Origin of the sequence: Paenibacillus sp. FSL R5-0527, assembly GCF_038008055.1 — a bacterium.
Classification (GTDB): Bacteria; Bacillota; Bacilli; order Paenibacillales; family Paenibacillaceae; genus Fontibacillus; species Fontibacillus macerans.
Genome location: NZ_JBBOYI010000001.1, coordinates 6,452,916 through 6,479,117, shown reverse-complemented (window position 1 = coordinate 6,479,117; position 26,202 = coordinate 6,452,916). Strand labels below are relative to the sequence as shown.

Here is a 26,202-nt window from a genome sequence, read left to right as displayed (position 1 = left end):
ATGAAGACGATTGTTAACCCGATCTTGTCCGGTTTTAATCCCGATCCTTCGATCGTCCGCGCCGGTGACGATTATTATATCGCCACGTCAACGTTTGAATGGTTTCCCGGCGTCCGGATTCACCATTCGTATGAATTGGCCGGCGAGGTGGTGGAAGTAGGCGTTAACGTAACGAATGTAGCGGTGGGCGACCGGGTGGCGGTGGAGCCGGGGGTGGCCTGCGGCCATTGCGATTATTGCAAAAGCGGTGATGATCTATCCGAATATGTCTTAAGTGCACTGGCGTTGCATTAATGCCTACACAAAATCTCCGGTGCACCTTGCCCACTATTTCATTTGAGATCACGCCAGAAATCTAACGGTTGTAATTAGTCGCTATTTTGCCAAAAAGACCCTTTCTAAATTTTAACGGTTGTGAGCGGTGTTATCTGCTCAAATCAGAGCCCAAATCGCCGGGTTTTAGCTAAATAAGCGCTATGGCAACCGTTAGAATTTGAAAATGGTGATATTGGAGCAAATAAGTATTTGCGGCATCGGCTTCAGCAGGAGGAGGAAACCTCAGAGTATTTCGACCTGGAGAAGTGGAACCGGGAAAAGGCGTTTGTCCGGGAAAAAGCGGTGGAAAAATTTAAGTTTATGCCGATCGAAGACGCATTTGAGTATGTGCAAAAAGTGCGCTCCAAGCGCGAAAAGCAGATTGTCCTGAAAACCGCGGACGGGCTGGGGATTGTTCCGTTAAAAAAGAGCGGGACTGGCTCATCCCCTCCCCACCCTTGGTACATGCAGCAAATCCCGCTTCATGAGCTGGACGGGATGAAAGCATTTATTGATCATGCTGAAGCGGAAACCTTGCTTTCATTCATTCGCGACTGCCAGGAGCAGGGGGCAATCAACGCTGAACTCATGCAACGGTTGCAAATGGCTCTGGAACGGCATGGGTTTTACCGGGAATCCAAACGATTGCTGCAATGTATGCACGTTTTGATTCATTACAACTTGAATATGTCTGACCGTTAAAGCAAAGCATCCACCGAAAAAAATTGCGCCTCATCGGACTTGTTGCTATACTTTGCGTATGAAATGTGATTGGGGGTAATACCGATGGCAATGCTGAATTGCTCATTAGCTAGGAAGTCCTCATGCAAAGCCTGATCTAGGGCGATACTTTGCGTGGGGTGCGATAGGATATTTCGATCGCCCAAACTTAACTTTATCGTTTCTAATAACAGGCTTTGCACCTTATTGAGTATCTTTCAAAACAAATAAGGGGCTGAAAGCTATGAGTACACCATTTATTAGAAACCACCAATTTAACGTGATTAAGAAACAAGCGGAATTCCTTCAGAAAACGTTGCGGACCGTTGCGGATCGGAGCGTTCTGGAAACCGTAAGGTTTAGAGCCGAAGAGAGCATTGTTGAAGCATTTCCGGTTCTGACGGAGGAGCAGCAGAAGATGCTGGGACAAATCTCGACCTTCGAGACGGCCTATGATTTCCAGAGATATCTTAGCGCCCTGGAAGCATACGTGGAGCCTTTTCCGCCGATTACGCCGAAGCAAATTCAGAAGCTATTCCCTAAAAATAAGAAGCTGAAAGTGCCGGATTTACAGTCCATCGACTTTCGATTTGTGACGTATCTGAGTTGGGTGGATATCGCCACGAACAAGTTATTCATTGTATATCCGTTCGAAGGACGGTTCGTCGGCATCGAGGGGAGAATTACGCCGATCAATAAGAAGGGGTACTGCCTGTTCTGCAATCGGCATCAGGAGCTTGCCTTCTTTTCGGTCAAAACCAAGCCTGCCAACGCTTCGCCGGATAATATTTCGCTTATGGGCAACTACGTATGTATGGACAACCAGGCATGCAATCACAGTATTACCGATACAGGATCATTGGAAAAGTTCATTCTCCCTGTATGTAAATAAAGCTACAACCGGAAATAGGCTGCCGTTTAAGGCAGCCTGTTTTAGGTTCGCCTAAGCGGCTTGCCGGCTAAGGAGATCTTATTATTTTTTATTTGTATGATAGAAAATACGCGCTTATGGCATCAGTATGTTGTGGACACGAAAGGAGTGGGCGAATTGCGGGCTTCACATCACGGGATGCAGGAAGCTGAAATTGAACTGTCGGCGGACAAACGGGTGAAAGCGGTGCCGGCGCTTCGATCAGGCTTCCGTTATGAGCCTGCTGCCAACGAGGGCGGGCGTTCGGAGCCTGTGAGCGAGAAGGAATTGGTTGAACAAGCGAGAAGCGGGGATCCTGATGCATTCGGTGAATTGGTACGCCGTCATCGAGCCAAAGCGTTTGGGATCGCGCATTCGCTTACGCAGGATCACCACTTGGCGGAAGATGTCGTTCAAGATGCCCTTGTTCGTGCGTTTCTTCATCTCGGCACCCTGATTGACGCCGCCCGCTTCTCGCCTTGGCTGGCGAAAATCATTCGCAACGAGGCGTATATGAAGTTGCGCCGGGGCGGTCCGAACTGGAAGGAACGGCCGTTCACAAGCCTGGAAGGCGTTATTTCCCCGGAAATCGGCGCCGGCGATTGGCATGACATCGACCGCGTCCTCTTCCAGTTGAGCCGCTCCGCGCTGGAATCCGCGCGGCAGGCGTCCGACCCGTCCGCCGCTCTATTGCGCAAAGAGCTGATCGACAACATTCATACCATGCTGCGGTGTCTAAGCCCCAGAGAGAAGCGGATTTTCGAAGCCTATTTCTTTGAACAGCTTCCCCCGCAAGAAATCGCCGCCCTGCTGGACACCGCGATTGCAAACGTGTACAACAGCATCTCCCGGGCGCGCGGCAAGATCCAGCAGGAGCGGATCCGCGTCCACATCAGCATGTACGTGCAGCAACGCAAGAAAATGGGTAAACCGGCCAAAAGGCTGCTTGTCCCGCCTTCATTTAAACCGTTATGGAAGGGTTGAGTTCGGATGGGGAAAAGAACAAGGGATGATTTTACATGGAGCCAGAATACGGATACGATCGCGATTCACAGTATGCTGGAATACACCGGCAAAGCAGGCATGTCGTTGGTCGACGTTATGGGCTACACCGCCCATGCGTTCCGTATCATTATTGACCGGGAAGCGGTCGAAGTAGGCAGCTATTCCGCTTTCGATTGGCCGCTTCATCATACGGAGCAGCTGCAAAATCTCGGCTTTACGGTGCAAACCGCAGGCAGGCCGAACCATATTCCGCCGACGCCGGCAGAACTGGAGGAAGCGCTCGGCTTCATTCAGGATAGCCTTGACAAGGGAGTCCCAGCGCTCGGCTGGGATCTGTTTATCCCCGAATGGGGCGTGATTTACGGCTATGACGACGAGAAAAAAACGCTTCGCTGCCGCGATGCCCGGAAGGACGGCGAGCTTCCTTACGAGAAGCTTGGCCGCGGAGAAGCGACGGAGCTGTATGTGCTTGCGATCACGGGTTCCTTCCCTGTAGATAAGCGCAGCATGTTGAAAGGCGCGCTTAAGCTCGCCGTGAAGCATGCCCGCCGGCAATGTTTGGGGCACGAGCGCGGCAACTACCGCAATGGCTTGGCCGCTTATGACGCCTGGATCGAGGCGTTCACGAAACGGACCGTCGATCCGTTCGGAAACGGTGTCAACACCGGAAAAGTGTGGGACACGCGGGAGTTTGCCGCCCAATTCCTGCTTGAGCTTTCCCGGAACTGGGAGGGAAGCTCCCTGCAGGACGGCCGGCTTCGCACCTTAGCCGGGGAAGCAGCGGAGCGCTACGCCGCCGTTGCCGAACGGCTTGGCGAAATGCGCGACATGTTCCCCTTCCCGCATGGCGGCGAACCGAACGCCGACGCGCAAGCCGAGCGTGCACTGACGTTGCTTAGGGAGGCTAAAGCAGCGGAGACGTCAGGTGTTACGTTGCTCGAACGCATGCTGGAACTTTTAGAATAGCGGAAGTAGCCGCGAGCAACGCCATATCAGCCTTGGTCTGGCCGAGTCCCGGAATCAATAGGAAACCGGGGCTTGGCCTTTTTTGCATGGAAGCCGGCTCATCGGGCCGGCGGGGTTATCTCTCCGGCGCTTTATCGAATTGCAGCGGAGCGGCGGAGAACGTTTCATGCATTTGATCGAGCTTGCGGTCCCAGGCCTTCATCCGCTTTTTGCCCAGCGCGATGAACGGTTTTTCAATCGTGTAGTAGAGCACCGTGGATACCGCAAACAAGACCGCCAGATAGACGCCCAGCGCCACCAGCGCGGTGTCGAGTTTGCTTAGCGAAGTATAATGAATCACGCCCGTGACGACGACGGGGAAGAGAATCAGGTGAATCAAATACATCGAATACGAGAGGTTCGCGCCGAAGGCGGAGAGCCGGTTGCCGAACAGCCAACGTACCCCGGCCAACCATTTGTAGACAGCACCGGGGATGATTTTTTTCTGCTTCAAAGGCTCCAGGAACAAGAACAGCGTAATCACCAGCACCATCACAATCGATAACCTCTGCTGCACCAGCAGGACGGTCAGAAGGCTGGCGAACAAGTATCTGGCTTTGACTTTTCCCAAACCGACCGCAGCCAGCAGCATGCCGTATAAGAATAAATGAAGCTTATAGAATAGGATCGACGGCACGGGGAAATGGTTGAACAGGCCTGCGGTCCCATAAATGCCGAATAGCTTGGGCATCGCGTAGGCCAGCACGAACGCGGCCGGAATAAGCAATCCGACCCATCTGATCCGCCGCTCAGCGGCGAAAAAGCAGGCGTAAAGAAACGGAAAGACGAAATAAAACTGCATTTCCAGGGACAAGCTCCAGGCCGGGTCCAGAAATCCGACGGCAAATTCGGCGTAGAAACCGTGCGTAAACGCCAGGTTGCTCAGCAGGTTTTTAAGGCCGGGCTGGTAGTGGCCATAAGGCATATTGAAGCCGGTGATCACGTCGCCCGTGAAAAATTTCAAAATTTCATGTTTGGCGGCCACAAGCTGATCGTTGAAAATAAAGGCGGCCAGAATGGCGATGACATACAGCGGATACAGCCGATACAATCTCCGCAGCCAAAATTTCCAGATCGTCGGAGGATAATGATAGGGCTCCTGCGCCTGTCTCTGCACGTAGTGATACATCATCAGAAATCCGGTAATCGTGATAAAGCCGTCCACAGGAACCGCCCCGTTTAATAGAGTCCAGCTGTAGGGAAAAGAAAAGAAATTGTTGCCTCCCAGGAAAGCGTAAAAATGATCCAAAACGACCCACATGGCGAACCAAAACCGGAGTCCATCCAAATATTTTGTATTTAATTTAACAGCTTCCCCCACTGCATTTCCCTCTTCTTTCTGCAAGATATTTCCTTGAATCAATTTCTGCGTATTACTATGCCATCCCGATCAGAAAAAAGCAACACCTCACAAAAAAAGAATCAGAAAATTCGGATTATTCATTTTTTTGACAGATTCTTGTCTAGTTTTTGTATAGTTTTTGTTTAGTTCTTGTCTAGACGGTGAATCTATACTCTTGCATGTAAATTTTTTTGAAAATTTTCATGTGTTTACGAGGTTCAACTTATAAAAGCAGAGGGACTGAATGGTTATGGTGAGCAAGAGAAAACGAGCGCTGATTATGGCCTCGATGGTCGTTATGACCATCTATTTATTTTGGCGAGTATTTTATACGCTGCCTTCGGGATGGTCCTTGATCTTGGGGCTGATGTTGCTTTTTGTTGAGGCGATATCCATTTTCCAGGCTTTCTTTTTCCATTTGATTATTTCCAAGCCTACGAAGCGAACGCCGGCCCCCTTGCCCGCACAGCCGTTTACCGTCGATGTCACGATCGCTACTTACAATGAGCCGATGGCGATTATCCGCAAGACCGTGCTGGCTTGCCTCAACCTGGATTACCCGAAGGAATATTTGAAGATCTGGGTATGCGACGACGGCAGGCGGGACGAAATCAGGCGGATGGCCGGGGATTTGGGCGTCATGTACCTGACCCGGCCGACGGGCGAGCATGCGAAAGCCGGCAATTTGAACAATGCGCTGCGTTATTTAAACGGCGAGTTAATGCTGACCCTGGATGCGGATATGATGCCTCTTCCGGATTTTTTGAAGCGGACCGCCGGTTTTTTCGCGGAAAACAAGAAGCTCGCTTTCGTTCAGACTCCCCAGGTTTTTTATAACGAGGACATCTTTCAGTACAACTATTATCAAGGCAGAAACATCCCCAACGAACAGGATATGTTCATGAGGCTGATCCAGAGCGGCCGGGACCGCTACAACGCGACGATCTTCGTGGGGAGCAACGCGGTGTTCCGCCGCAGCGCGCTGCTGGACGTCGGCGGTTTCGTGACGGGAACGGTGACGGAGGACCTGGCCACGGGGATGATTATTCAGGCCAAGGGCTACGATACCTACGCTTTGAATGAAGTGCTGGCTCTGGGGCTGTCGTCCGAGTCAATTTCGGACCAGGTTAAACAAAGAAGCCGCTGGGCCCGGGGCACGATTCAAACGATGCGCAAGTGGAATCCCTTGACGATTCGCGGTTTGTCTTTCATGCAGCGGATGCTCTACTTATCGAATCTGCTGTACTGGTATTTCGGGTTTACAAGAATGGTATTTATACTCGCGCCGGTCTGCTTTTTCATCTTCGGAACGACAAGCGTTGAAACGAATCTGTGGCAGCTCATGGCCTTTTGGCTCCCCTATTTCCTGCTCTCCATGACTATGCTTCCGATGATCACCGGGAAAAAGATAAATGTGCTGTGGAATGCCATCTACGAGAATGCGATGGCGCCGACGATTTTTTTCGCGGCCATGGTCGAAACCTTTTCGAAACGGGAGATTCCGTTCCAGGTTACGCCCAAGGGAGTAATCCGGGACAAAACGACGATCAACTACTCGTTCATTCTCCCGCATTTTGTGCTGTTGGCCGTTTCGGCCGTACTGCTGGCTTTTAACGTGCACCGCGTGGCCGACCCCGATCCGATCGAACAGCAGCGGGTCTTCGTCAACGGGTTTTGGGTTCTGTACAACATTGTTGTCCTCTTTTTGACCATTCTGCTCGGTTTCGAGCGGCCGCGGATGCGCAATATCGAACGTTTCAGCAAAGAGTTCAGGATCGGGCTAACGTTTGCGGACGCCCGCGGCGTTCGTCAGCGGTACGAATTAAGCACCTTGGATATCAGCGACCAGGGAGTGCGGATATCGCTGCCCGAAATGATCGCCTTGCCCGAGACGGTCGACCTGGAGCTTTATGGGGACGACGGGCCGATTCCCGTGCTGGGCGAAAAGGTATTTTACGATAAGCAGCAAGACATGTTCCAGGCCGGCTTCAAGGTTCAATTTCCGTCGCTTGCGGAGGAGCGCCGCTGGCTGCGGACGGTTTACGGTTCCGTGGATCAGTTTGTGACCGGGTCTTTCCAATGGCCCGCTTATAAATCGCTGCTGCAGTACATCTCCAAGTTCCAATTCAAATACAGGACGATGAACCGGAAGCATCCGCGCGTAGAAACCAACCTGAATGCCTGGCTCGACACCGGGCAGGACGGCAGGCGCAAGGTCAAAATCATGGACTTGAGCATCAACGGATGTCTGCTCGAAGCCGACGGCGATGCGGATGTGCAAAATGACGAGCCCGCTTTGTTGTCCTTCCCGGGAATCGATTTTAAATTTTCCGGGAAGCTGGTCAGAGTCGGGCCGAAAGACGGAAAGCCGAGAAGATTCGGAGTCGTTTTCGACGAGGAGGCTTCTCCGTCCGCCGTCCGGATGATTCAATCCTTAAGCGAATTCGCGGGGCCTGCCCGGACAGTTGAGACGGGACGTACGGATATGAAGACAACATCGATCAACTAAGTACCCGAGGAGATTAGTACATGGATATTCAGCAACTGGTTAGTTTTGTTTTCCGCAAAATATGGATCATCTTGGCCTGCGCCCTGATTTTTGCCGCCTTCGGGTGGGAGTACAGCGCTTCGGCGGTTCCCAAGTACCGGGCGTCGGTGGACCTGCTTGTATCCTCGGAGACCGATAGCGGAACCTATGTCTCCATCCAGGGAAGCATCAAGCTGATGGATACCTATAACGTGCTGCTGAAGAACCGCTTTATTTTGGATAAACTGATCGCCAGTTTGAAGCTGCCTTTGGATTACAAAGAGCTTGCGGACAAAATTACGGTTCATTCCGTAGATATGTCGCAAATCATCAGGGTGACCGTGACGGACACCAATCCGAAAATGGCGGCGGAGACCGTTAACGGACTGGCCGAGATTTTTCAAAAGGAAAGCAAGAAATTGTTCAATCTCAACAATGTTTATATTTTGCATGCCGTGGACGACTTTGGGCAGTTGGAGCCCGAATATCCCAGCAAACCTTTCTATGCTCTGATCGGGTTGGTCGGAGGGGGAGTTCTTTCCCTGGCCGTTCTGCTGCTCGGATATCTGTTATCTCCGCATGTCAATAGCCGGCAGGAGCTCGGCGGGATCTTCAAGGGCGCGGTCGTGGATGCGGTGCCGGGCGGCCATTCCCGGAGGGCGAAAATAAAGCTCCGCTATATGAAAGCATACCGGGAAAAATGGCGGACCGGCAGGCTGGCGTGGAGCATCGGGCTCAAATATAAGATCGACACCCGCTCCATCGCGGCTTTGTCAATGTTCGGCGTGCAGCGAACCGGCGGCCAGGCGGAGTTGATACGTTCGCTGGCCGGCGAATTGTCCGGCGGGATCAAAACGGCTGTGGTGTCGATCGTGACGAAGCCGCGCTCCGCCAAGGAGCCGCCGGCGAAGGAGCTGCCGGAAGCGGAGCTTCCCGGCTGGCAGGCGACGGTGGCGGAGCGGCACGAAAAGCTGGCGGAAATCCGGCTTTATCCCCGGGAAGGGGGCGCCGTTTCTTTGGCCGACCCGGAGCTGCTGCGGTTTTTGACTATAAAGCTGAAGGAACGATATGCACTTCTGCTGTTCGATCTGCCGCCGCTTGACAGCCGGCCGGACGCCCAATGGATTTTGCGGGCATCCGATCATGCCGTCCTGGTGGTGGATCAGGGACGCACGCCGCGTTCGAAATTAAACGATTGGCAACTAAGACTCGCGGAACTCGATATCGATGTCGGGAGCGTTGTTTTCCTGGAAGATTAAAAAAAACTTTTGAGGAGAGATGGAAATGAAGAAAGTGACGAAAGCCGTCATTCCGGCGGCGGGGCTCGGAACGCGCTTTCTGCCCGCGACGAAAGCTTTGCCGAAGGAAATGCTGCCGATTCTCGACAAGCCGACGATCCAGTATATCGTGGAAGAGGCCGTTCAGTCCGGCATCGAAGATATTCTGATCGTTACGGGCAAGGGCAAGCGGGCGATCGAAGACCACTTTGACAGCGCGTTTGAGCTCGAGGCCAACCTGACCGCCAACGAGAAATACGAGCTGTTGGACAAAGTCCGCGAAATCCCGAATGTCGAAATTCACTACACGCGGCAAAAAGAGCCGCAAGGTCTCGGACACGCGGTTTGGTGCGCGCGTAAATTTATCGGCAATGAGCCGTTCGCGGTACTGCTCGGCGATGACATCGTCCGCGGGGAGAAGCCCTGCACCAAGCAGTTGATGGAGATCTACGAGCAAACGGGCAAGTCCGTGATCGGGGTGCAGCAGGTTTCCGACAAAGAAACTTCCAGATACGGAATTATCGCTCCATCCGGACGGCAAGGGAATTTAATCGGGGTGGACGGACTGGTGGAGAAGCCGAAGCCGGGCACGGCGCCGTCCAATTATGCCATTATGGGCAGATATATTCTTACGCCGGCTATTTTCGATCTGCTGGGCAAGCAGGAGCGGGGCACCGGGCGCGAAATCCAGCTGACCGACTCCCTGCAATCCCTGAACCGGATTGAAGGGATGACGGCGTGCTTGTTTGAAGGCACGCGTTACGATGTGGGGGAAATCCCCGGGTTTATTTTGACGAATGTGGAATTCGCGCTGCAGCGGGAAGATTTGGCGGACGATATTATCGCTTCTTTGGAATTTATTTTAAGTCGTGCAAAAAGCGGGGTTTTCCAATGAAAAAAATAACGATTATAGGTACAGGTTATGTGGGATTGGTATCGGGCACCGGATTTGCGGACATCGGCCACCAGGTCATCTGCGCGGACATTGATGAAGAAAAGATCGCCAAGCTGAACAACGGGATCATTCCGATCTATGAACCGGGCCTTGAGGAATTGGTTCAGCGCAACCGGGAAGCCGGCCGGCTGCATTTTACCAACGACATGACGGAAGCGATCCAGTCCTCCGATATTTTGTTCATCGCCGTCGGCACGCCGATGCTGCCTTCGGGCGAGGCCGATTTAAGTTATGTCCGGTCCGTCGCCGAGATGATCGGGGAAGCGATCAACGGGTATAAAATCGTGGTCAATAAAAGCACGGTTCCGGTAGGAACGGGCAAGCTCGTGCGCGAGATCATTCAGCGCAAAGCGGGCGAGAAAGGCATCGCTTTCGACGTCGTTTCCAACCCCGAGTTTCTGCGCGAGGGCACGGCGATCGCCGATTTCTTCAAGATGGAACGGGTCGTCATCGGCTCGGAATCCCCGGCGGCGATCCGGGAACTCGCCGATGTGCACGAACCACTGCAGACGACGGTGGTCGAGACGGACCTGGAGACGGCGGAAATGATCAAATACGCCAGCAATGCGTTTCTGGCGATGAAAATATCGTTTATCAACGATATCTCCAATATTTGCGAAAAAGTCGGAGCGAACGTCGTCGATCTGTCCTACGGTTTGGGGCTGGATTCCCGGATCGGGTCCAAATTTCTGAATCCGGGCATCGGCTTCGGCGGCTCCTGTTTCCCCAAAGATACGGAAGCGCTGCTGTCCATCGCCAAAAAGGCGGGCCATCCTTTCAAGCTGATGGAGTCGGTGATCGAAACCAACAAGCAGCAGCCGCTGCTGTTCGTGAAAAAAATCGAAGAGGAGCTGCGGACGCTCGCTTCGCGGAAAATCGCCGTGCTGGGGCTGGCTTTCAAGCCGGGAACGGACGACATGCGCTCCGCGCCTTCGATCCAGATCATCCGGAATTTGGCGCTGCGAAAAGCGCAGGTCCAAGCGTTCGATCCCGTGGCGATCGACAACGCCAAGCCGTATTTTAGCGATCTGCCGGGCATTCGATATTCGACCGATCTTTATGAAACGCTCGAGGGCTGCGACGCCTGCGTGATTTTGACGGAATGGCAGGAGATCGCCTCGATCGATCTGGCCAGATTGAAACGGGCGCTGGCCCGCCCGATCGTCATCGACGGCCGGAACATTTTCGATTTGGCCGAGATGGAAGCGCACGGGTTCGTCTACGTTTCGATGGGCAGACCCAAGGTTAACGCCGGTACGGTCAACTATGTCTAACGACGCCGCAGGTCTGCGCCGGAAAACGCGTTCCGGGTTTCTCTGGGCTTTTGCGGGGGCGGGAGCCCAAAACATCCTGCAGTTCGTTGTGCTGCTGGTGCTGGCCAGATATTTGTCCGCGGACGAATTCGGGGTCGTCAACCTGTCCCTGATTATCGTCGGGTTTTCGGCCCTGTTCTCCAACATGGGGGCAGGTCCGGCCATCGTCCAGCGCTATACCTTGACCAGCGGGCATATCAAAGCGGCTTTTATCGTGTCCTCTGTGCTGGGAGCGGCGGTCGGCGCCGTTTTATGGGGATTGTCGGACGTTCTGGCTCATTTTTTCCGCATGGAGGAGCTGCGGAGCGTGGTGCAAATCTTTGCCCTGATCTTCCCTTTGGGCGGTCTGACGGTCGTGCCGGAAGCTTTGTTGCAAAGAGAGATGCGGTTTAAGTATTTATCGGCGCTCCAGGTCGCTTCTTACGCCGCCGGCTACGGCGTGGCGGGAATCGGGCTGGCGATTCTGGATTTCGGGATCTGGTCATTGGTGGGCGCGCATCTCGTACAGACGGCGATCCGTACGATCGGGCTCTGGAGCGCTTATCCGCCTTTGCGTTTGCTTCGCCAGCCGGGGCGTATCGGCAAACGGACGGTTTTCGAAATGCTGCGTTTCGGCGGGGGGGCTTCCCTGGATCAACTCGGGAATTACGCCGCTCTGCAAGGCGATAATGTGCTGATCGGAAGATGGCTGGGAGCGGATGCCTTGGGGATTTACGGGCGGGCCTACCAATTGGCGGTGCTGCCGGCCACGCTGCTCGGCCAGGTGCTCGACAAGGTGCTGTTTTCCTCCATGTCCAAAGTCCAGCAAGATATGGCGGCGTTTCGGGCTTCTTATGTCAGAAACCTGGCCTATGTCAACGGATTCGTCGTCCCGCTGACCGTCTATTGCATCGCGTTTGCCCCGAATATCATCGAATGGGTGCTCGGCGGGGCCTGGTCGGCGGCTGTCCGGCCGTTTCAAATCCTTTGTCTGGGCATGATGTTCCGTACGGGATACAAAGTCAGCAATTCCGCCGCATTGGCGCTGGGACTGGTGTACCAACGCGCCTTGCGCCAATGGATTTACGTGGCCCTGGTGATCGCCGGCACGCTGGCCGGGCTGCGCTGGGGACTGCCGGGCGCGGCGTTCGGCGTATTGGCGGCGATCGCCATCCATTATTGGAATATGATGGCGCTGTGCCGACGCGGCCTTGGGCTGGGCTGGCGGGAACTCATCCGCCTTCATTATCCGGCGCTGGCCGCCGCCGTCTGGCTGGGCTTCGGCATGTGGCTGGGCCTAATGCTGCTCGCGCGCATCCAGGCCGGCAGCTTCCTCGAGTTGGTGCTGGGCGGAGGGATGCTTGTATCGCTGTATGCCGCGCTTGTCTGGCTGGTTCCGGAATTTATGCTTGGCATCGATCGCGAAGGAATTAAGCGCATGTTAACGCGTATTACGAAGTTTGCCCGCGCCGGCAATCGCGGAGTCCGGCGGGCAGAAAGCGGTGAACAACCATGAATCGAGAAGTGAGCGTCGTCCATCTGACCACGGTTCATCATCCGATGGATACGAGAATTTTTCATAAGGAGTGCGGCTCCCTGGCCGCGGCGGGCTTCCGCGTCACCTTGATCGCGACGGAGCATCCCGATCTGGCCGCGGCGAAGCCGGCGTTCGAGGTGCTCCGCCTGTCTCCCGCCCGCAACCGCTGGGCGCGGATGACCCGGAATTGCTGGCAGGCGTACAAATTGGCGAAACGCTTAAACGCCGATATTTATCATTTTCACGATCCGGAGCTCATTTGGGTGGGCTGGCTGCTGAAAAACAAGCGCAACCAGGTGGTGTACGACATCCACGAAGATTACGAAACGGGCATCCGGCAGAAAAAATATTTGCCCCGTTTCGCCCGCCGTTTGCTGGCCGGCGCGTACAGGCTCGCCGAGCGCTTGTGCATCGGCCGGTTCGAGCTGGTGCTGGCGGAGAAATATTACTACGACAAATACGGGCGGGGCACGGCCGTGTTGAATTATCCGCTCCTCGGACCGGCCATTGAAAGCGGCGAACGCCCATCTGCGGATGAGGGCGAGGACCAGCCCCGGGAGCAGGATCAAATCCGGCTGCTTTACACGGGGAATATTACGCTGGACCGGGGAGCGCTTGTTCATGCCAGAGCGGTGAAATTGGACCCGCGTATCCGGCTTTATATGATCGGGAAGTGCCCGCGCCCGCTGTCGGAGCAGATGCTCGGCGAGGCGGGCGGCCATAAGGAACGGCTTCACATCGAGGGAATTGACGCGTTTATTTCGCGGGAGACGATCGACGGCTATTATCGCGCGGGCGGCTGGACGGCCGGCCTGGCGCTGTTCCCGCCGACGGATCATTACATGCAGAAAGAACTGACGAAATTTTTCGAATACATGAACGCGGGTTTGCCGATCGTCTGCTCGGATTTTCCCAGCTGGAAGGCGTTTGTCGAGAAGCATCGCTGCGGCATCGCGGTGAATCCTTACGACGATAAGGCGATTTTGGAAGCCTTGACGTATTTGCACGAGCATCCGGACGAGGCCCAGCAAATGGGTCGAAACGGTCAGCGGGCGGTAAGAAGCGAATTGAATTGGGAGCATGAGCAAGAGAAGCTGATTTCCATGTATATAGAAGGCAAGAAAGGTTCGTCATTGCAGTGTTAGCAAATGGGACGGAGGATCGGGAGAAACGATGTGGAAACGAAAACTATTGATGTTATTGTTAGATATGATTTTAATCTCTGTCATATCCGCTTTGTGCATCATCCTTATTGAAGGAGAGCTCTCCCCCCATTGGTCCGATTGGATCGAGCTTTCGGGTTCTTTAATCATTCCGATCGTCGGATTTATGATGAGCTACAACTTATACAGCCGGCTTTGGAAATATTCGAGCATCGGTGAATTGGTGTCCATTTTCAAGGCCGTTACTTTCGGGACGATCGCGGGGGCCGTGATTTATTTCTTCTTCACGAGCAGCGAGCATCAGGCGATGGTCATCTTTATGTGCTACCAGTCGATGCTGCTGTTCCTGGGGGGCAGCCGGTTTGTTTACAGGCTGTTCAGCGACAACTATCACCGCAAGGGAACGAACGAAACCAGAGTGCTGGTGATCGGCGCCGGAGACTGCGGCATTATGGTCGCCAAAGAAATCAAGCAGAACAAGTACCTTAACAACAGCTACCTGGTCGGCTTTATCGACGACGATCCGCAAAAAAAGCTAAACAGGGTGGTCGGCATCCGGGTGCTTGGCGACAGAAACGACATCCATCAGGTCGTGAAAAAACACGCGGTGAATCATATTATCATCGCCATGCCTTCGGCGAGCCGCAAAGATATTTCCGAGATTGCCAACATTTGCAAAGAGACGAACTGCGAGCTGAAGATCACGCCCAAGCTGGACGATATCCTGCAGGGAAAAATTACGGCTTCCGCCGTGCGCGATGTGGATGTCGAGGATTTGCTGGGCAGAGCGCCCGTGCAGATCGATTTGGAAGGCATAGCCAATTATGTGGAAAATAAGATCGTCCTAATCACGGGCGCCGGCGGTTCCATCGGTTCCGAGCTTTGCCGGCAGATCGCTCCGTTTAAACCGAAATTGCTGTTGCTGCTGGGCCATGGCGAAAACAGCATCTATCTGATCGAATCGGAGCTGCAGAAGCGTTTTCCGGAGCTGAAGCGCGAGCCGCTGATCGCGGATGTGCAAAATATGGAGTCGGTCATGCGGATTTTCCGGGAGTACCGCCCGCAAGTCATCTTTCACGCCGCGGCCCACAAGCATGTGCCGCTGATGGAGAAGAACAGCTACCAGGCGGTGCTCAACAATATCATCGGCACGAAAAATGTGGCCGAGGCCGCCTATCTGAACGGGGCGGAGCGTTTTGTGCTGATCTCGACGGACAAAGCGGTCAACCCCACCAGCGTCATGGGCGCGACCAAGCGGATCGCGGAAATTCTCGTGCAATGCTTCAGCCGCAGAAGCGCGGGCACGAAGTTCGCCGCGGTGCGCTTCGGCAATGTGCTGGGCAGCCGCGGCAGCGTCATTCCGCGGTTCAAAGAACAAATATCCGAAGGGGGACCCGTGACGGTTACGCATCCCGAGATGATCCGCTATTTTATGACGATTCCCGAGGCGTCGCAGCTGGTGATCCAGGCGGGCGCTTACGCGACCGGCGGCGAGGTGTTCATACTGGACATGGATAAGCCGGTGAAAATCTTCGATCTGGCCAAAGACCTGATCCGGCTGTCGGGTTTCGAGCCGTTCAAGGATATCGATATTGTGTTTACCGGCATGCGGCCCGGGGAGAAAATGTTCGAGGAGCTGCTGACGGACGAAGAGGGGATGTCCGCGACGAAGAACAACCGGATTTTTATCGGCAAGCCGATGTCGGCCGAAGCGCAGGAAATCAATGAAGAAATCGGACAGCTGGAGCGGATTATCCGCGTCGATTTAACCGAAATCAAAGCGTTTATCCGCGAGCTGCTGGAGGAAAAACCGCAGTTGTCGCACACATCATAGGGAGGTGGATTCGTGGTTCCGTTTGTCAGCTTGGTGCTCCCCGCCAAAAATGAAGAAGCGTTTATCGGCGAATGCATGAGCACGCTTTTGGCCCAGCAGTACCCGCAGGACCGCTATGAAATCATCGTCGTGGACGGCAATTCCGCCGACCGGACGGTGGAGATCGTAAACGGCTTTAGGCAAGAGGGAGGGCCGGCGATCGTTACGCTTTCCAACCCCAAGTCGATCGTGCCGATCTCGATGAATATGGGGATTAAGGCCGCAAAAGGCCGATATATCGTCAGAATCGACGCCCACTCCACCTACCGGAGCGACTATATTCAAAAAGCGGTGGAATTTCTGGAGAAGACCGGTGCCGCCAATGTCGGCGGACCGATGATCGCGAAAGGCACCTCCTTTGTCGGAAAGGCCATTTCTTACATACACCATTCGCCGTTTGGGCTGGGCGGCGGGAAGTTTCACGACAGCAAGTATTCGGGTTACGTCGATACGGTATACCTTGGCGCTTTCCGCAAAGAGATTTTCGACAAGGTCGGGTTATATGACGAACGGTTGGCGCGCAACCAAGACATTGAATTAAACGCGCGCATCCGGGGGCACGGGTACAAAATCTTTTTGACGCCGGAAATCCAATCGACCTACTACAACCGCGGCAGCATCGGGGGATTATGGAAACAGAATTATAAAAACGGCTACTGGAACGTGATTACGAAGGCGCTGAATCCCGCCGCCCTGTCCTTGCGCCACTTCATCCCGGCGGTGTTTGTGCTGGCGGTGCTCATCGGCCTGATTTTGTCCTTCTCCTGGATCGGACGTTTGTTGTTGGCGGGGGCGCTCGGGTCCTATGCGCTGGCGAATATTCTTTTCTCATTGCAGCTTGGCCGCAAACACGGCTGGCGCTACGTTCCGGTCGCGGCGGTTTGTTTTGCGGCGCTTCATTTCAGCTATGGCTTCGGCACCTTGATCAGCCTGTTGAAGGGAAATCTGTTCAAACCGGCGGGCTTTTAAAGTACGAGTTTACTCTCTTAATAATGAAAGGAAAGGATTTGGCGGTGATGAACCAACAAGATACCATAAGTCCTCTATCCGCAAGGCAGCGCTTCGTGAAACATGCGTTTGACTTTGGGGTGGCCTTGATCGGTTTCGTTCTGACGTGGTGGATCATGGTGTTGGCGGTCGTCATCGCGTCGGCCGACACCCGTTCCTTCGGGCTGTTCGCCCAAACCAGAATCGGCGCGGGCGGGAAGAAGTTTACCATCTATAAAGTGAAAACGATGCGCGCCGGCACGCAGGTCACGACGACGGTGACGGCGCGGAACGATCCCCGAGTGACCGCAACCGGGAAATGGATGAGAAAATTGAAAATCGACGAGCTTCCCCAACTGCTGAACATTTTGCTGGGCCAGATGAGCTTTGTCGGCCCCCGGCCCGACGTCGCAGGCTTTATGGACCGGCTGGAAGGCGGCGACCGGATCATCCTCACGCTCCGTCCGGGGATTACCGGCCCGGCGACGATCAAGTACCGCCATGAAGAGGCCATTCTCGCCTCCGTGCCCGACCCTGAAACATACAACAGAGAAGTGATCTTTCCGGACAAGGTGCGGATCAACAAGGAGTACATCCGGAACTATACATTTGCCGGCGATATCCGCTATATTCTGCAAACCGTCTTTCCCGGCCGCGTTCCGTCCGATGCCGAATCGGACATGAATATCTCAGTTTAGAATTAGGGAGTGAAGTTATGAAACGTATTTATTTGTCCCCTCCTCACCTGGGAAACATGGAGTTCGAATTTGTGCAAGAAGCTTTCCGCAGCAATTGGATTTCGACGGTCGGACCGCATATTGAAGCTTTTGAAGCGGAAATCGCCCGGTATGCGGGGACGAAGGGAGCGATCGTGGTCAGCTCGGGCACGGCGGGGCTTCATCTGGCGCTGCGCGTCCACGGCGTCGGCCCCGGGGATACGGTGTTTGTGTCGACGCTGACCTTCATCGCTTCCGTCAATCCGATTATTTATCAGGGCGCGGAGCCGGTGTTCATCGATTCGGAGCCGGACAGCTGGAATATGTCGCCCGCCGCTCTGGAGCGGGCGCTCGCCGACGCCGCGCGGAAGAACCGGCTGCCCAAAGCGGTCATCGCCGTCAACCTGTACGGACAGAGTGCCAAGTATGACGAGATCAAGGCGCTTTGCGCTCCTTACGGCATTCCGGTCATCGAGGACGCGGCCGAATCTTTGGGGGCCGAGTACAAAGGCAGACGCAGCGGGTCCATCGGCGATATCGGGGTGTACTCTTTTAACGGGAACAAAATCATTACGACTTCGGGCGGCGGGGCCGTTGTATCCGACAATCTCGAACACCTGCAAATCATGAAGCATTGGTCGACGCAGGCCCGTATGCCGGAAATTCATTATCAGCATGAAGAAATCGGCTATAATTACCGGATGAGCAATATTCTTGCCGGGATCGGGCGGGGGCAGCTGCTGGAACTGGACGGGCGCGTGGCCGCAAGAAGGAAAGTATTCGCCAATTACCGGGAGCGCCTGGGCGCCATCGAAGGCATCTCGTTTATGCCGGAGTTGGCCGAAGGCTTCTCCACCCGCTGGCTGACCGCCATGACGGTGGATCCGTCCCAATGTCCGGTGCCGGTTTCGCGGATTATCGCCGCTTTGCAGGAAAATGAGATCGAGAGCCGGCCGGTATGGAAGCCGATGCATCTGCAGCCTTGCTTCGCAGGGAAGGAGATATACGCGCACTCCCCGGAGTTGAACGTTGCGGAGCAATTGTTTGCATGCGGGATTTGTTTGCCGTCCGGCTCAAATTTGACGGAAGAGGAGCAAAGCAGAGTCATGGACATCATTGAGGAAGTCATCCATAAACAAAGCGTGAGTTTGTAGCCGATGAACATGCCGAACTACCTACGGGCTCCGGTCAGCGGCGAGTTCTGGATAGCTGTGTTTATTCTCTCCGGTTTTATCAAAGGGCAGTTTACTTTTCTGCCGGTCGATTTGACGCAACTGCTGCTGGCGGTGACCGTCCTGATCGCTTTTACGCGCATGCTCAGGAAGCCGGAGATTTCGCGCGGGAAGCTGATTCCGATCATGCTGTATCTAGTTTTGTTCGGATATATGTGCATCAGTTTGATCTACTCGCCCAGCAAGGCCTATGCGTTCGACAAAACTTTGTCGTTTCTGCTCTTGACGGGCTGGTCGTTCATAGGGCCGATCCTGCTGGTCAAGGACGATCAGGGCTTAACCCGGTTTTTGATCGGCGTGATATTCGTCTCGTGCCTTATGACGTTTTATGGCTTCCAGCTTTTTATCGAGCATCTTCGCGCCGGGGAATACATCGGGCAGATCAACGCCATGGGCGCGGACTATCTGTCCTTCGGGAGAACGAACGGAATCGCCGTTCTCGCTTTGATCTGCGGCTTTCTCTACCATCCGAAGCTGAAGGCTCCGGCCAAGACGCCCGCCGTTATCTTGCTCCTGATCACGATCGTATCGTTATGCATCAGCGGCGCGAGAATGCCGCTGCTTTCCCTGGCGGCGGTGATTCTCCTCATCGCGGCGATTTCCTTCCGGCTGAAGGAAGGCAGGCTCAGCGCCCGCAAAGGCACCGGATACTTGCTCGCCGTGCTGGCGATATTCTCCATCATTCTTGTGCCGCTCATGGCCTCGGGATTTCTGGACACCTTTATCTACAGAATGTCGGTGCTGTTCACCGAATCCGGAGGCGGGCATTCCGCGGAAGGCCGGGTGGACCGGTTCAAAATCGCCTTTGATATGATCCGGCACGCCTTCTGGGCCGGACATGGCATCGGAAGCTTCACGATTTATTACGCCGGGGAGGATGTTTCCAACTACCCGCACAATATCTTTTTTGAATTATGGAGCGAGCTCGGCTTCGCGGGGGTTGTGTTGTTCTGCGCCGTAGCCTCCGCAGCCTTCGCGGCGGCCGTTAAGGCGGTGATCGGCAAAGCCCGCGATCATCTTACTTTGGTCACCTCGATGACCTTCCTTTATTTATTTTTGAATGCCAACGTATCGGGAGATTTGAACCAAAACCGGGTAATGTTCGCTTACATCGGTTTATGTTGGGTGGTCTCGCGTTTCGGCGAAAACCAGAATACGAGCGAAGAGAGGTAAAGCATGAACATGTGGTTTGGAAAAAATCGACGGGTATCTCTATTGGCCATCTTGCTTCTGATCACGACGGGATTGTTGATCATCAGCCTGGTCAAGCCTGTAAATCTCTTCTCCCCAAACGCCCGTGATTTCGGCGAGCGCGCCGAAAGTTCGGTCGTATCCGCCGCCGCGAGCAAATCGGCGCTCGTGAACGTCGCCGATTTCGGCGCCGCGGGAGACGGGAAGACGGACGATTACAAAGGGATCGTCAGAGCGGTCAGCCGGGCGGCCGCCCTTAAAAACGACGGGCTGGAAACCGCGCTGCTGTTCCCCGAAGCGACGGCGTACGCCTCTTCCGGAACGATCGAAATCCCCGCCAATATTTCGGTGATCCAGAAGGCTCCGCTGATTTACACGGGGAATGAGCCGAAGCCTTTTCTTGTTCTTGGCAGCGAGGACGAAACTTCGACCGCGACTTACAGCGGGTTGTCCGTGATCAAGCGTACAAGCACGGATTGGAAAAAGGACGGCAAGGAAACGGGGATCGGGATCTCGATCATCAATGCGAGCAATTCCCGGATCGAGGTCGCCCACGCCGAGAATTTTACGATCGGGGTGCAAACCGCCGGCATCGGCAAAGGGTTCGTTTACAACAAAGTGGAACTCGGAAAGATCTCATCCAATAAAATCGGCCTGAAAATTACGAATAAAACGAACGGTTCCGGAGCTAAAGGCTGGAACAACGAAAACATCTACTTGAACGGCAACTTTGCCGTGTGGTCGAATGTGAACGAGGGCGAGAGCCGTTACGGCGTGCTCATCACCAGCGAAGACGGAAGTTACTTGAACAACAATAACAACGTTTTTCTTAAACCCAGCTTCGAGCTGAACGACAAGAGCTTGACAAGCGCCAAAGCGGAAAGCATACCGATCGTGATCGAGCACGGACTGAACAACAGTTTTGAATATGTCAGAAATGAAGGCAACGGGACGTATGTGGCGCGGGTGATGAACAACAGCAACAATAACGTCATTTCCGTCGCATACGGTGACGCGGCGATCGAAGATGTATCGGAGTTCGGCAACCAGGTGCTGCGCGATGTGAACGATCAGTTTTTGGCGCAATTTCAGCTGGCTTACTCCTTTCCTTTGTTGGAACGTTACACAGCGCAAAATCAAACCCGGGCTTTTCGCGGCATGACGTTTCTGGACGAAAACGGGAAAGAGCTGAGCTCGACCACGGGCGATTGCATCGGTTTGGATGGGGGATTTGTCTCGTTGGGCCGGGGCTGTGTGGCCCTGGGGGTAAAACTGGATACCTCGTCCGTCAAGCAGTTCGTGATCAAAAGGGCAGCTAGCGATGACATGGGCGGGCGCGTCGCCGTCAAAGGCTTCGACGCCCAAGGGCGGCAAGTGGATGGCCGAACCGCGCCGTGGATCAGAGGGACAAGCAAAAACTCCTTCTTCTACTCGGAGAATTTCGGAGGCGTGTATTTATCGGGAGCCGACAGCTCCGTCCCGGTGTATTTCGATGTGAACGACAAAATTAAATCGATTTGGGTGGGTGTGGCTTCCGGCACGAACACCGCCAAAATCAACAGCATCGGCATCTTTACGAAGCAAACGGATTATCCGGCTCTATTGAGCGGTTTGGAATAAAGGATGAGCGCGATGAAATGGGTTGTAAAGGCACTGGCGGCGTTTTTTGCGGCTTTGCTGCTCTGGGAGGGCATACTGCAGCTTACGACCATTCGATCCACCGGGTACAAGTATGATCCCGTGCTGGGCAAAATCGCCAATGAAGGGACGTATATCAACGGGCAGGAAGGCTACGGATGGACGCGCATTTATGCCGACGGGGCGATCGGCAGGCCGTATCCCGACGCATCGGCGAAGCGCGCGAAGTCATCGGATGAGCGGCGCATTCTGTTTATCGGGGATTCGTTCACGGAAGCGAATCAGGTGATGACCGCGGTGAAGTTTCCTTATCAGGTCGAGCGCAAATGGGCGCAGGCCGGGAACGGGCGGATCGAGTCGTTCGATGCCGGGAGAAGCTCGGGATCGCCCGCCTACTATATTCATCTGGCGGATTATTACCGCGAGCGGATCGATCCCGATTATGTCGTCGTGCAAATCAATGAGAACGATTTGAAGGATGTCAAGAATGACGGCGCCAATTTCTATATCGGCGAAGAGAACGGCCGTTACCGGACCGTCTTTAACGAGAGCTTCCGGAGCGGAAACGCGGTCGCGGCAAAACTGGCGGGCTTGTATCGCCTGTTGGAGTTTTCCGCCGTGCGGGTGGCGTCGGAGAAGCTGCAGAACCTGTTGGCGGATGAAGCCGTGGAGCCGGCGGACAACCGCGATCCCGCGGGGGATCTGGCGCTGACGGAATGGATGCTGGCCGAGCTGCGGCTGAAATATCCGCACCTGGTGGTGCTGTTTCTGCCGGAGCTCGATTTTCGCGGCGATCTGAACGAGCAAGGGTACTTTGAACAGCTTGTCGTTCAGGCGGCGAAGGATCAGAAGGTCGATTTGATCAATATGCGCGCCCCGTTTGCCGGCTTGTACCAGCGTCAGCACAAAATACCGTACGGATTTGCCAATACGCAGTATGGAACGGGACATATGAACTCTTACGGTCACGATCTTACCAGCGATGTGCTTGTCGATTATTTTAGGGAGAAGTTGATCAAATGATTTTTACAAGCGTACAGTATCTTGGCTTTTTTGCCATCATCCTGTTTCTCCTCCGCGTCATTCCCGTAAATAAATACAAAAAAATGCTGCTGCTCGGGGCCAGCTACCTTTTTTATTCATTCTGGGATTACCGTTTTGTGGCCTTGATCGTCGCCATGACGCTGATAAATCACGCGGCGTCCGCGATGATCAGCCGGTCGGACGATAACCGGGTGCGCAAGCTGTGGCTGGCGATCAGCGTGATCGCCAATCTGAGCGTGCTGGGCTTCTTTAAGTATTACAACTTTTTTGTCGAATCGGCGAATGTGTTCCTGGATCAATGGGGGCTCGGCTTTCCCCTGCTGGACATCATCCTGCCGGTGGGCATCTCCTTTGTGACCTTTGAAGTGATGAGCTACACGATCGATATTTACCGCAAAGAGATCAAATCCCATTCGTTCTGGGACTTCTCCTTGCTGGTCGTGTTTTTCCCGCATCTGGTGGCGGGACCGATTCTGAAGCCGCGGCTTTTTTTGCCGCAACTGGAGAAAGACATCGTTATCCGGCGGGACAACGTCGTCAGCGGGATGCAAATCTTCATCTTCGGCGTGGTCAAAAAAGTTGTGATCGCCGACAACATCGCGCATTTTGTCGACCCGGTGTTCGCCGATCCGGGCATGTACGACTCGCTTACGGTGTGGTGCGCCGTGCTTGGCTATGCGGTTCAAATTTACTGCGACTTCTCCGGTTATTCCGATATGGCCATCGGGTCGGCCAGATGTATGGGACTCACGATTCCGCGCAACTTCAACATGCCGTACCTGTCGCTGAATGTTACGGAATTTTGGCGGAGATGGCATATTTCGCTGTCGACCTGGCTGCGCGAGTACCTGTATTTCTCCCTCGGCGGAAACCGCAAAGGAAAGCTCCGGCAATACATCAATTTGACGATCGTCATGCTGTTGGGCGGCTTATGGCACGGGGCCAGCTGGAATTTTGTGGTGTGGGGCCTGCTGCACGGTATCGGGCTGGCCGTTCACAAAGCGTACTTTGATTTTGTCTTAAAGAAGAAAGCCGTCGTGTCCCGGGTTTATCGTTTTTGCTCCTGGGTCGTCACGTTTGTTTTTGTTTGCGTCACCTGGGTGTTCTTTCGTTCGCCGAGTTTCGCGACAAGCGGAGAAATCCTGGCCAAGATGTTCAGCTTCGGCAGTCCCGGCGTCTTCTGGTTTTATCCGCTATGGGGAGTATGCTTGGCGCTGGTCATTGCCGCGCATTTCGCGGGCATGAAGCTAAGCGACTATCCGCAAGTCGATGTCAGGAGCTTTCGGGGACTGTTCATTATTTTCTTCGTCCTGCTGGGGATCTTGTTCTTCATGCCGGTAAATTCATCGCCATTCATTTATTTCCAATTCTAAATGGGAGCCGATCGGTCTATGCCGCAAGCCGCTGTTATCGTCAATACAAGGAAAAAACGCAAACTCGGGATCATCGTCATTGTCTTGCTCCTGGCGGGATTATGCGGCTTCCTGTGCGCCGGCCGTTGTTTGGTCATTACCCCCAATCCGGCCGCCTCGCAAGCGATTGTCGTGCTAAGCGGCGAAACGGGACGTTTGGCCAAGGGGCTGGAATTGTACCGGCGGTACGGGGCCGATTTTTTGATTGTCTCCAACGCGGACGACCGGGATATGGCGGAGGAAATGGCCCGGCTTTCGCTGCCTGAAGGCCGCGTTCTGGAGGAAGTCCGGGCGAAAAGCACGCTGGAAAACGCGGCGTATGTCAAAGAAATCATGAAGGAGAAGGATATCCGCTCCGCGATTGTCGTCACGTCCAATTACCATTCCCGCAGAACCAAATACCTGTTCGATCAAGTGTTTAGGGGGGAGGGGATTCGGCTATCTTACGACTATTACGTCAGCGGCCAATTCCGGCCCGATGGCTGGTGGAGCACGAAGCTGAGCTTTATGATCACCGCGGACGAATACGTGAAGCTGCTCGGGAACTCGTTGGGCTTGGAGGGCGAGGGGGCCAAGCGGATCTTGCGGAAAATCAACAATCTGTTTTTTTGAGTGCGAAGGCAAAAATAAGGCGGTCAGGGGGGCTAAAGCGGGTGACAAGAAAAAGCTTAATCGCAGCGGTCCTGCTTTGTTTGGTTTTGCTGCAACTTAACGGCTGCTCCCCCCTGGGAGCGGATTCGGGTCCGGGTTCGAAGGCGAATGAAGCTGCGGCCGTGAATCCGGCCAAAGACTGGAAAAAAGCGGCCAACGCGCAAATCGAGCGGCTGCGCAAGCGGAATGCGGAGATTCTGGTCGTCGGTCTTAACGGAAAACCGCTGCCCGGCGCGACCGTGCGCGCGGTTCAGCGTACGCATCAATTCGGTTTCGGCACCGCCATCAACCGCACGGCGCTGACCGATCCCGTGTACGCTGATTTTGTGAAACATCATTTTGAATGGGTGACCTTCGAGAACGAGTCCAAATGGCTGTGGAACGAATCCAGTCCGGGGAACGTCTCCTACCGGGAGGCCGATCAATTGCTGGAATTCGCGGCGCAAAACGGGCTGAAGGTTCGGGGGCACAACCTGTTCTGGGAGGCGGAGCAATTTCAGCCGCAATGGGTGAAAAGTCTGACGGGTCCCGAGCTAAAAGCGGCGGTCGACAACCGTCTTAACAGCGCCGTGCCGCATTTCAAGGGCAAATTTGTCCATTGGGACGTCAACAACGAGATGTTCCACGGCAGTTTCTTCAAGGACCGGCTGGGGGAATCCATCTGGTCTTATATGTACAGCCGCACCCGGGAGCTGGACCCGGACGCCAAGCTTTTTATCAACGATTACAATTTGATCGAATACCCGCCGGAAAGGGATTACAACAAGGAAATCCAAGCATGGATCGACCAAGGTGTTCCGATTGACGGAATCGGCGCGCAGGGGCATTTTAACGGCACGGTGAACCCTGTATTCGTCAAGGGAAGATTGGACAAATTGGCCGAATTGAAACGCCCGATCTGGATCACCGAGTTCGATTCCGTCAACGCGAACGAGAATGTAAGGGCGGACAATCTGGAAGCGATGTACCGGGTGGCGTTTGCCCATCCGGCGGTCGAAGGAATTGTGATGTGGGGGTTTTGGGCGGGTTCGCAATGGAAGGGCGCGGCCGCTTCGATCGTAAATGAAGACTGGACCTTGAACGCGGCGGGGCGGCGGTATCTGCAGCTGATGGATGAGTGGACGACGAACGTTCAGGGAACCACCGGCAAGGACGGGAAATTCAAGTTCCGGGGCTTTCAGGGAACCTACGATATCATTGTCGATTATCCCGATGCGGCGGCGGTGAAACAAACTCTGACGCTTACGCCCGGTTCGACCGTTATGCGGCTCAAAATTCCCTTTGACGTCCACAACAAGTCCGTACCGGAGCAGCCTGCGGAGCTCAGCGCCGTGGCGGCGGATTCGCGGGTTATTCTCAGCTGGGACGAGGCCGAAGGGGCGACGGGTTAAACGGTAAAAAGCGCGGCCA

General features: G+C 54.5%; 22 protein-coding genes and 1 pseudogene. 22 read left to right on the top strand and 1 reads right to left on the bottom strand.

Going from position 1 to position 26,202, the window contains the following annotated elements:
• The 6 genes and pseudogenes from NYE69_RS33835 to NYE69_RS29145 form a co-directional block, all read left to right on the top strand.
• Positions 1 to 138, top strand: a pseudogene (locus tag NYE69_RS33835) (family 43 glycosylhydrolase); the annotation flags it as partial.
• A gap of 9 nt (positions 139 to 147) precedes the next feature.
• Complete coding sequence (locus NYE69_RS33830; protein ID WP_445744850.1) at positions 148 to 294, top strand: alcohol dehydrogenase catalytic domain-containing protein; 147 nt, start codon at positions 148 to 150, stop codon at positions 292 to 294.
• 231 nt (positions 295 to 525) lie between these two features.
• A complete protein-coding gene (locus tag NYE69_RS29160; RefSeq protein ID WP_340929469.1) occupies positions 526 to 1,017 on the top strand; it encodes a hypothetical protein in 492 nt (163 codons plus the stop codon).
• A gap of 262 nt (positions 1,018 to 1,279) precedes the next feature.
• The gene (locus NYE69_RS29155; RefSeq protein WP_340929468.1) at positions 1,280 to 1,927 is read left to right on the top strand and encodes a FusB/FusC family EF-G-binding protein; all 648 of its coding nucleotides are present in this window, start codon (positions 1,280 to 1,282) and stop codon (positions 1,925 to 1,927) included.
• Positions 1,928 to 2,083: 156 nt separating this feature from the next.
• On the top strand, positions 2,084 to 2,929 hold the full coding sequence (locus tag NYE69_RS29150; RefSeq protein ID WP_340929467.1) for an RNA polymerase sigma factor: 846 nt from the start codon (positions 2,084 to 2,086) through the stop codon (positions 2,927 to 2,929).
• Between the two features lie 6 nt (positions 2,930 to 2,935).
• Complete coding sequence (locus NYE69_RS29145) at positions 2,936 to 3,916, top strand: hypothetical protein (RefSeq protein ID WP_340929466.1); 981 nt, start codon at positions 2,936 to 2,938, stop codon at positions 3,914 to 3,916.
• 115 nt (positions 3,917 to 4,031) lie between these two features.
• Here the strand turns inward: NYE69_RS29145 and NYE69_RS29140 are convergent, their stop codons facing one another.
• A complete protein-coding gene (locus NYE69_RS29140; protein ID WP_340929465.1) occupies positions 4,032 to 5,276 on the bottom strand; it encodes an acyltransferase family protein in 1,245 nt (414 codons plus the stop codon).
• Between the two features lie 271 nt (positions 5,277 to 5,547).
• Here NYE69_RS29140 and NYE69_RS29135 point away from each other — a divergent pair, with 271 nt between their 5' ends.
• The 16 genes from NYE69_RS29135 to NYE69_RS29060 are packed head-to-tail and all read left to right on the top strand — an operon-like array spanning position 5,548 to position 26,183.
• Positions 5,548 to 7,806 (top strand): glycosyltransferase family 2 protein, encoded by a 2,259-nt coding sequence (locus NYE69_RS29135; RefSeq protein ID WP_340929464.1) that lies wholly within the window; start codon positions 5,548 to 5,550, stop codon positions 7,804 to 7,806.
• Between the two features lie 20 nt (positions 7,807 to 7,826).
• Positions 7,827 to 9,083 (top strand): YveK family protein, encoded by a 1,257-nt coding sequence (locus NYE69_RS29130; RefSeq protein WP_340929463.1) that lies wholly within the window; start codon positions 7,827 to 7,829, stop codon positions 9,081 to 9,083.
• Between the two features lie 25 nt (positions 9,084 to 9,108).
• Positions 9,109 to 9,996: a UTP--glucose-1-phosphate uridylyltransferase GalU gene (gene galU / locus NYE69_RS29125; RefSeq protein WP_340929462.1), complete on the top strand. Its 888-nt coding sequence runs from the start codon at positions 9,109 to 9,111 to the stop codon at positions 9,994 to 9,996.
• Positions 9,993 to 11,330 carry a UDP-glucose dehydrogenase family protein gene (locus NYE69_RS29120; RefSeq protein WP_340929461.1) on the top strand — a complete coding sequence of 446 codons (1,338 nt, stop codon included), beginning with the start codon at positions 9,993 to 9,995 and terminating at the stop codon, positions 11,328 to 11,330. The genes galU and NYE69_RS29120 overlap by 4 nt, the downstream gene beginning before the upstream one ends.
• Positions 11,323 to 12,864 (top strand): lipopolysaccharide biosynthesis protein, encoded by a 1,542-nt coding sequence (locus tag NYE69_RS29115; protein WP_340929460.1) that lies wholly within the window; start codon positions 11,323 to 11,325, stop codon positions 12,862 to 12,864. Before NYE69_RS29120 ends, NYE69_RS29115 begins: the two co-directional genes overlap by 8 nt.
• Positions 12,861 to 14,030: a glycosyltransferase gene (locus tag NYE69_RS29110; RefSeq protein ID WP_340929459.1), complete on the top strand. Its 1,170-nt coding sequence runs from the start codon at positions 12,861 to 12,863 to the stop codon at positions 14,028 to 14,030. Before NYE69_RS29115 ends, NYE69_RS29110 begins: the two co-directional genes overlap by 4 nt.
• Before the next feature lie 49 nt (positions 14,031 to 14,079).
• On the top strand, positions 14,080 to 15,882 hold the full coding sequence (locus NYE69_RS29105; RefSeq protein WP_340930563.1) for a polysaccharide biosynthesis protein: 1,803 nt from the start codon (positions 14,080 to 14,082) through the stop codon (positions 15,880 to 15,882).
• 12 nt (positions 15,883 to 15,894) lie between these two features.
• The gene (locus tag NYE69_RS29100; protein ID WP_340929458.1) at positions 15,895 to 16,890 is read left to right on the top strand and encodes a glycosyltransferase family 2 protein; all 996 of its coding nucleotides are present in this window, start codon (positions 15,895 to 15,897) and stop codon (positions 16,888 to 16,890) included.
• Positions 16,891 to 16,937: 47 nt separating this feature from the next.
• Positions 16,938 to 17,606: a sugar transferase gene (locus NYE69_RS29095; protein WP_340929456.1), complete on the top strand. Its 669-nt coding sequence runs from the start codon at positions 16,938 to 16,940 to the stop codon at positions 17,604 to 17,606.
• A 17-nt stretch (positions 17,607 to 17,623) separates the two neighbouring features.
• Complete coding sequence (locus NYE69_RS29090) at positions 17,624 to 18,778, top strand: DegT/DnrJ/EryC1/StrS family aminotransferase (RefSeq protein ID WP_340929455.1); 1,155 nt, start codon at positions 17,624 to 17,626, stop codon at positions 18,776 to 18,778.
• Between the two features lie 3 nt (positions 18,779 to 18,781).
• Positions 18,782 to 20,029, top strand: coding sequence for an O-antigen ligase family protein (locus NYE69_RS29085; RefSeq protein ID WP_340929454.1), 1,248 nt, complete (start codon positions 18,782 to 18,784; stop codon positions 20,027 to 20,029).
• Between the two features lie 3 nt (positions 20,030 to 20,032).
• Positions 20,033 to 21,667, top strand: coding sequence for a hypothetical protein (locus NYE69_RS29080; RefSeq protein ID WP_340929452.1), 1,635 nt, complete (start codon positions 20,033 to 20,035; stop codon positions 21,665 to 21,667).
• A gap of 12 nt (positions 21,668 to 21,679) precedes the next feature.
• Positions 21,680 to 22,708 (top strand): SGNH/GDSL hydrolase family protein, encoded by a 1,029-nt coding sequence (locus NYE69_RS29075; protein ID WP_340929450.1) that lies wholly within the window; start codon positions 21,680 to 21,682, stop codon positions 22,706 to 22,708.
• Positions 22,705 to 24,102, top strand: coding sequence for an MBOAT family O-acyltransferase (locus NYE69_RS29070; RefSeq protein ID WP_340929448.1), 1,398 nt, complete (start codon positions 22,705 to 22,707; stop codon positions 24,100 to 24,102). Before NYE69_RS29075 ends, NYE69_RS29070 begins: the two co-directional genes overlap by 4 nt.
• 18 nt (positions 24,103 to 24,120) lie before the next feature.
• Positions 24,121 to 24,753: a YdcF family protein gene (locus tag NYE69_RS29065; RefSeq protein WP_340929446.1), complete on the top strand. Its 633-nt coding sequence runs from the start codon at positions 24,121 to 24,123 to the stop codon at positions 24,751 to 24,753.
• A 41-nt stretch (positions 24,754 to 24,794) separates the two neighbouring features.
• The gene (locus tag NYE69_RS29060) at positions 24,795 to 26,183 is read left to right on the top strand and encodes an endo-1,4-beta-xylanase (protein WP_340929444.1); all 1,389 of its coding nucleotides are present in this window, start codon (positions 24,795 to 24,797) and stop codon (positions 26,181 to 26,183) included.
• The last annotated feature ends 19 nt before the right edge of the window (positions 26,184 to 26,202 follow it).

What these genes read in the sequence shown, in the direction of transcription:
- NYE69_RS29155 (WP_340929468.1), top strand. Translation starts at nt 1,280, where the DNA reads ATGAGTACACCATTTATTAGAAACCACCAATTTAACGTGATTAAGAAA.
- NYE69_RS29145 (WP_340929466.1), top strand. Translation starts at nt 2,936, where the DNA reads ATGGGGAAAAGAACAAGGGATGATTTTACATGGAGCCAGAATACGGAT.
- NYE69_RS29135 (WP_340929464.1), top strand. Translation starts at nt 5,548, where the DNA reads ATGGTGAGCAAGAGAAAACGAGCGCTGATTATGGCCTCGATGGTCGTT.
- NYE69_RS29130 (WP_340929463.1), top strand. Translation starts at nt 7,827, where the DNA reads ATGGATATTCAGCAACTGGTTAGTTTTGTTTTCCGCAAAATATGGATC.
- galU (WP_340929462.1), top strand. Translation starts at nt 9,109, where the DNA reads ATGAAGAAAGTGACGAAAGCCGTCATTCCGGCGGCGGGGCTCGGAACG.
- NYE69_RS29120 (WP_340929461.1), top strand. Translation starts at nt 9,993, where the DNA reads ATGAAAAAAATAACGATTATAGGTACAGGTTATGTGGGATTGGTATCG.
- NYE69_RS29115 (WP_340929460.1), top strand. Translation starts at nt 11,323, where the DNA reads ATGTCTAACGACGCCGCAGGTCTGCGCCGGAAAACGCGTTCCGGGTTT.
- NYE69_RS29110 (WP_340929459.1), top strand. Translation starts at nt 12,861, where the DNA reads ATGAATCGAGAAGTGAGCGTCGTCCATCTGACCACGGTTCATCATCCG.
- NYE69_RS29105 (WP_340930563.1), top strand. Translation starts at nt 14,080, where the DNA reads ATGTTATTGTTAGATATGATTTTAATCTCTGTCATATCCGCTTTGTGC.
- NYE69_RS29095 (WP_340929456.1), top strand. Translation starts at nt 16,938, where the DNA reads ATGAACCAACAAGATACCATAAGTCCTCTATCCGCAAGGCAGCGCTTC.
- NYE69_RS29090 (WP_340929455.1), top strand. Translation starts at nt 17,624, where the DNA reads ATGAAACGTATTTATTTGTCCCCTCCTCACCTGGGAAACATGGAGTTC.
- NYE69_RS29085 (WP_340929454.1), top strand. Translation starts at nt 18,782, where the DNA reads ATGAACATGCCGAACTACCTACGGGCTCCGGTCAGCGGCGAGTTCTGG.
- NYE69_RS29080 (WP_340929452.1), top strand. Translation starts at nt 20,033, where the DNA reads ATGAACATGTGGTTTGGAAAAAATCGACGGGTATCTCTATTGGCCATC.
- NYE69_RS29075 (WP_340929450.1), top strand. Translation starts at nt 21,680, where the DNA reads ATGAAATGGGTTGTAAAGGCACTGGCGGCGTTTTTTGCGGCTTTGCTG.
- NYE69_RS29070 (WP_340929448.1), top strand. Translation starts at nt 22,705, where the DNA reads ATGATTTTTACAAGCGTACAGTATCTTGGCTTTTTTGCCATCATCCTG.
- NYE69_RS29065 (WP_340929446.1), top strand. Translation starts at nt 24,121, where the DNA reads ATGCCGCAAGCCGCTGTTATCGTCAATACAAGGAAAAAACGCAAACTC.